This window comes from Aeromonas sp. ZOR0002 (assembly GCF_963866995.1).
GTDB lineage: Bacteria > Pseudomonadota > Gammaproteobacteria > Enterobacterales > Aeromonadaceae > Aeromonas > Aeromonas caviae.
The window spans coordinates 1-6230 of record NZ_CAWMFQ010000407.1; the positions used below are offsets into that span (position 1 = coordinate 1).

Here is a 6230-nt window from a genome sequence, read left to right on the forward strand (position 1 = left end):
CACAGTCGGGCGGCGAGATCCGCAACAACACCATGACCATGGCGGTGCAGATCGCACGGCTCTATCACAGTGCGGAAGATTTTCGCACCCTGCCGGTGAAAACCGCCACCAATGGTCAGAGCATCTATCTGGCGGACATTGCGGATGTGGAGGTGGGGGCCAAGAACGAAGACAGCGCCTATCAGCGCAACGGCCGCGAGAGCCTGGGGATTGGCATCGTCGCCCAGTCCACCGCCAACCCCCTGGCGGTGGCCCAGGGCATCGAGAAGAAGCTCATGGAGATGCAGCGCTTCCTGCCGGAGGGGGCCACCCTTGAGGTCGACTACGACTCCACCATTTTCATCAAGCAGGCCATCGACGAGGTATACGAGACACTCGCTATCTGCGCCCTGCTGGTAGTCGCCGTGCTCTATCTGTTCCTCGGGCAGGGGCGCACCACGCTCATCCCCGCCATCACGGTGCCCGTCTCCCTGATTTCGGCCTTCATCGGTGCCTGGTATCTGGGCTTTTCCATCAATCTCATCACCTTGCTGGCCCTCATCCTCGCCATCGGCCTGGTGGTGGATGACGCCATCGTGGTGGTGGAGAACATCCACCACCACCTGCAACGGGGCGAGTCCCCCTTGATGGCTGCCTGGCACGGCACCCGGGAGGTGGGCTTTGCCGTCATCGCCACCACCGCCGTGCTGGTGATGGTGTTCGTCCCCATCGCCTTCATGGACGGCATGGTGGGGCGCCTCTTCACCGAGTTCGCCATCCTGCTCTCCCTGGCCGTGCTCTTCTCCTCCCTGGTGGCGCTCACCCTGACCCCGGCCATGGGCTCCTGGCTGATGCGTGCCGTGGACAAGCCCAACGCCCTGACCGCCACCCTGGACAAGGGACTTGGCTGGGTGGAGGAGCGTTATCGCCGCGTGCTGGGGGCCGTGCTGCGCCGCGCCGTCTGGATGCCCCTGGTGTTGCTGCTCTGCCTCGGCGGCATTGGCGCCCTCTTTGGCAAGCTGCCCGCGAGCCTCACCCCGACCGAGGACAGGGGCGTGCTCTATGTGTTCGTGAAAGGGGCGGAGGGCACCAGCATCGAGCGGATGAAGCGCAACATGCAGCAGGTGGAGGCCGCCATCCTGCCGCTGCTCGGCAAGGGGGTGGTGCAGGCCATGAGCTTCAGCACCCCGGCCTTCGGGCGCGGCGGCGATCAGACCGGCATGGCCATCATCCAGCTCAGCGACTGGGCGGTGCGGGACGAAACGGCCACCGAGTTTGGCCGCTCCCTGAGCGGTCGCCTCGCCGGCATCCCCGACGTGATGATCCGCACCTTCCAGCCGGGGTTCAGAGGCGGCTCCACCGCGGCGGTGCAGTTCGTGCTGCAAGGCTCCGATTACGGCGAGCTCAACCAGCAGGGGCTGGCGCTCAAGGAGGCGGCGGCCCGGAGCGGGCTGATGCAGAGCCCGGATCTCGACTATGCCGAGAAGACCCCGGAGCTGCAGGTGACCATAGAGCGGGAACGAGCCACCCAGCTCGGCATTCCGGTCTCCACCATCGCAAGCTCCCTGCAGGCCCTGCTCGGCGGCGTCAGCCAGACCACCTATGTGGACAGGGGCGAAGAGTATGATGTCTACCTGCGCGCCAACCAGACCCAGTTCAACGGCATCTCCGACATCAGCCGCATCTATTTGAAGGCCGCGAGCGGCGAGATGGTGAGCCTCTCCACCCTGGCGACCGTCACCCAGGTGGCGAGTCCCCAGCGCCTCAACCACTACCAGCGCCAGAAGGCGGTCACCCTCACCGCGGACGTGGCCCCCGGCCACACCCTGGGGGAGGCGCTCGACTTCCTGGATGGCTGGGCCGCAGATCACCTGCCCACCGGCATGTCGGTGGATTACGCTGGCGAGTCCAAGGACTATCGCGACAATCAGGGGGAGATGGCATTGGTGTTCGGCCTGGCCCTGCTGGTGGTCTATCTGGTGCTGGTGGCCCAGTTCGAGAGCCTGCTGACCCCGGCGGTGGTGATGATGACGGTGCCGCTCGGCATCTTCGGCGGCCTGCTCGGCCTCTGGCTCACGGGGCAGGAGCTCAGCATCTACAGCCAGATAGGCATGATCATGCTCATCGGCATGGTGACCAAGAACGGCATCCTCATCGTGGAGTTCATCAACCAGCTGCGTCAGCGGGGTGAAGGGTTCGAGGAGGCGATCATCAAGGGGTCGGTGCGCCGCCTGCGCCCCATCTTGATGACCTCGCTCACCGCCATCATCGGCGCCGTGCCCCTGATGCTCTCCATGGGGGCGGGGTACGAGAGCCGGATGGCCGTGGGGACCGTGGTCTTCTTCGGGTTGTCGCTCGCGACCCTGGTGACCCTGCTGGTGGTGCCCGCCATCTATCACCTGATCGCCAGACGCGCGGGGATGACGGGGGCGCGGGACCGACTGGTGGACGAGGTACTGGCCACGGCAACCCCGGCCAGTCCCTCCCCGGTGCCGGGGGCGGTGGCCCCCGAGGGGCGGGACAAACCGGCGGCCTAGCGTGCCGACCCGGATGACAGCAAGCAGGGCGCCAATGGGCGCCCTACTTGTTGATGAGATCTGAGTCTGTCACGCCGACCTGTCGCGCCCGCTCGAAGGCGCCCCTTCCCCTCGCGTTCTGTAGGGGCAAAAAGCCGTCGCCCCCGCCTTGCTCTGCCGGTATAATGCGCGACCCGAATTGTTCCAGGTGGTCAAAATGCAGCCGGTTACCAACCTCTTCTCCTATCCCCGTTACTGGGCCGAGTGCTACGGCACGGCGCCCTTCTTGCCCATGTCCCGCGCGGAGATGGACAAGCTCGGCTGGGACAGCTGCGACATCGTGCTGGTGACAGGCGACGCCTACGTGGATCACCCGAGCTTCGGCATGGCGGTGATCGGCCGCATGCTCGAATCCCAGGGTTTTCGGGTCGGCATCATCGCCCAGCCGGACTGGTCATCGAAAGATGACTTCATGCGCCTGGGCAAGCCCAACCTCTTCTACGGGGTGACGGCGGGCAACATGGACTCCATGATCAACCGCTACACCGCCGACAAGAAGCTGCGTCACGACGATGCCTACACCCCGGGGGATGTGGGCGGCAAGCGGCCGGATCGCGCCACCCTGGTCTACACCCAGCGCTGCAAAGAGGCCTATAAAGAGGTGCCGGTGGTCATCGGCGGCATCGAGGCATCCCTGCGCCGTATCGCCCACTACGACTACTGGTCCGAGACCATCCGTCGCTCCATCCTCATCGACGCCAAGGCCGACATCCTCATCTACGGCAACGCCGAGCGCCCCCTGGTTGAAGTGGCTCACCGCATCGCAGGCGGCGAGACCATCGAGACCATGCAGGACATTCGCGGCACCGCCGTGATCCGCAAGGAGCCACTGCCGGGCTGGCGCGGGGTGGATTCGAGCAAGCTCGACCAGATTGGCCGCATCGATCCCATCCCCAACCCCTATATGGAAGGGGCCCCCTGCTCTGATGATGAGGGCACCGCGCCGGTGGAGCAGGAGGCCAAGCCCATCCTGGTGCAGCCCCCTAAGCAAAAGCCGTGGGAGAAGACCTATGTCAAGCTGCCGGCGTTTGAGCGGGTGAAGGAGGACAAGGTGCTCTACGCCCATGCGTCGCGCATCCTGCACCACGAGACCAACCCGGGCTGCGCCCGCGCGCTCTCCCAGGCCCACGGCGATCGCATCATCTGGGTCAACCCGCCTGCCTTCCCGCTCGAGACCGACGAGATGGACGGGGTGTTTGGCCTGCCTTACCAGCGGGTGCCGCACCCGGCCTATGGCAACGAGAAGATCCCGGCCTACGACATGATCAAGACCTCGGTCAACATCATGCGCGGCTGCTTTGGCGGCTGCTCCTTCTGCTCCATCACCGAGCACGAGGGGCGTATCATCCAGAGCCGCTCGGAAGAGTCGATTCTTAAAGAAATCGAAGAGATCCGCGACAAGGTGCCGGGCTTTACCGGCGTCATCTCGGATCTGGGCGGCCCTACCGCCAACATGTACAAGTTGCGCTGCAAGAGCCCCAAGGCCGAGCAGACCTGTCGCCGTGCCTCCTGCGTCTGGCCGACCATCTGCCCGCACATGGACACAGACCACAGCCCGACCATCAACCTCTATCGCAAGGCGCGCGACCTCAAGGGCATCAAGAAGATCCTGATCGCCTCCGGGGTGCGTTACGACATCGCGGTGGAAGATCCGCGCTACATCAAGGAGCTGGCCAAGTACCACGTTGGCGGCTACCTCAAGATCGCGCCGGAACACACCGAGGAGGGCCCGCTCTCCAAGATGATGAAGCCGGGCATGGGCAGCTACTACAGCTTCAAGGAGCTGTTCGACAAGTACTCCAAAGAGGCGGGCAAGCAGCAGTACCTGATCCCCTATTTCATCTCCGCCCACCCGGGCACCACGGATGAAGACATGGTGAACATGGCGCTCTGGATTAAAGCAAACCGCTTCAAGCTCGATCAGGTGCAGAACTTCTACCCGTCGCCGCTCGCCAACGCCACCACCATGTATTACACCGAGAAAAACCCGCTCAACAAGGTGAGCCGCCAGGGCGGGGACGTGTTCGTGGTGAAAGGGGAGCGTCGTCGCCGCCTGCACAAGGCGCTGCTGCGCTATCACGATCCGGCCGGCTGGCCGATGATCCGCGAAGCCCTGCTGGAGATGGGCAAGGGCCACCTGATCGGTAACGGCCCCGGCTGTCTGGTGCCAGCGGAAGGTCGCAACGAGCGCGCCGCCAGCGGCAAGGGGCTGAAACCGGCCCTGACCCGTCACAGCAACATCAGTCACCAGCGCGGCAATGGCGCAGGCAACAAGCCGACCGGTGGCAAGCCGGTGGGTTCCCAGCTGCAGAAAGGGGCGGCTAATGGCAAACCGGCCGCACAAGGCGAAGGCAAGAATGCAGGCAAGAGCAAACCGGCCGGCAAACCCGCCCATAAGGGCAAAACCCCGACCCGCGCTGGTTCTGCCAAGCCGGGTGCCAAACCCGCTACTCAAGGCGGCAAGCCTGCGGCCAAACGACCGTAAAATGTAGCCGAATAATAACAACGTTCCATCAGAGTGATAATTAATGACAAGTGATGCCAAGAAGTCTCAAAAAAGCGGGCGTGCCATTCAACATTTTGTACCAAGAGTGCTTTTGAAGCAGTTTACGGACGAAAATTTGATGGATATTAATTTCATGCGTGTTTCAAATGGTGAAATAACACGTTCCATACCATACAAACCTCAATGTGCAAAAAAATTTTTTTACGGAAAGGAACTAAGCATTGAAAATAAACTTGGGGAGCTTGAAGGAAATTTTGGTAGAGTCATCAGGACATTAAAAAACATAAATGAGCCTAATGTTGAAAGATATAGTCTAGCTCACATATATCTAACAATTTTTTCAGTTTATCAGTATGTAAGGACAGAAAAAGCATTAGATGTTACAAACGACATTTTAACAAAGAGCTTTTCTGTTCTCAAAGAGAAGTCAAAATCTGAATTACTGCCTAAGTTATTAGAGGTCGCCAATGGAGAATGCACAGAAAGTGAAATTTTAGAGTTTTATGAAAGTATCACTGTTTCAATGGATAACCCTCACACTATATTATTTGGAACTGCAAATGAGATCATCCAAGAGATTCTAGATCTGAATTTTAAAATAATTAAAAACACCTCTCCACTTCCGTTTATTTGTAGTGATAACCCCCTGATTTACATGCATGATGGTAGTACAGATTGCTTTTTTAGATTAATGTTACCATTAACACCTGATTTATTGCTGGTATTTTATAACGGGAAGCGGTATAAAATCGGATTGAGGAAGTATAATTTTCACAAACTAACAAATGTTGATGATATATACCACATTAATGCTATCCAATATTTGAATTCTCATAAAAACATATATTTCAACTCCAAAGTCCCTCCAAGACATGTTATGGAATTGCAGAGTAAATTTAAGAAACTTAAGCCTCAAGAAGAAACAACGCTCGTTGAATTAAATGGTTTACCTTTTCTAAAATCAAATCGGCCTGTTATTAACTATAAGTTTTCCTTCGTTAAAAAATTAAGATAAAAGCATATGGGATATCCGCTTTTGAGAGCAGCAATGGTAATTACAAGCCAGTAGGTTCGAGCTGAAGTTGTGGAAGGGGAGCTGCAAGCAAGACCATAAAGGCATAGGCCAAGCTGTACAGATCTAGTTATCACCTGACACCGGCCTCAAACCG

3 protein-coding genes are annotated in these 6230 nt (G+C 59.0%); all 3 read left to right on the forward strand.

The genetic code is table 11. The features are described from left to right. Nucleotides 1-2516 (forward strand): efflux RND transporter permease subunit (locus tag AACR77_RS23020; protein WP_042879041.1); only part of this gene is annotated, 2516 nt, incomplete at its 5' end. Between the two features lie 196 nt (nucleotides 2517-2712). Next, nucleotides 2713-5040: a YgiQ family radical SAM protein gene (locus tag AACR77_RS23025; protein ID WP_042879043.1), complete on the forward strand. Its 2328-nt coding sequence runs from the start codon at nucleotides 2713-2715 to the stop codon at nucleotides 5038-5040. A gap of 43 nt (nucleotides 5041-5083) precedes the next feature. Further along, nucleotides 5084-6076, forward strand: a complete 993-nt coding sequence (locus tag AACR77_RS23030) for a DUF4238 domain-containing protein (protein WP_081999342.1) — start codon at nucleotides 5084-5086, stop codon at nucleotides 6074-6076. Nucleotides 6077-6230 lie beyond the last annotated feature (154 nt).

What these genes read in the sequence shown, in the direction of transcription:
- AACR77_RS23025 (WP_042879043.1), top strand. Translation starts at nt 2,713, where the DNA reads ATGCAGCCGGTTACCAACCTCTTCTCCTATCCCCGTTACTGGGCCGAG.
- AACR77_RS23030 (WP_081999342.1), top strand. Translation starts at nt 5,084, where the DNA reads ATGACAAGTGATGCCAAGAAGTCTCAAAAAAGCGGGCGTGCCATTCAA.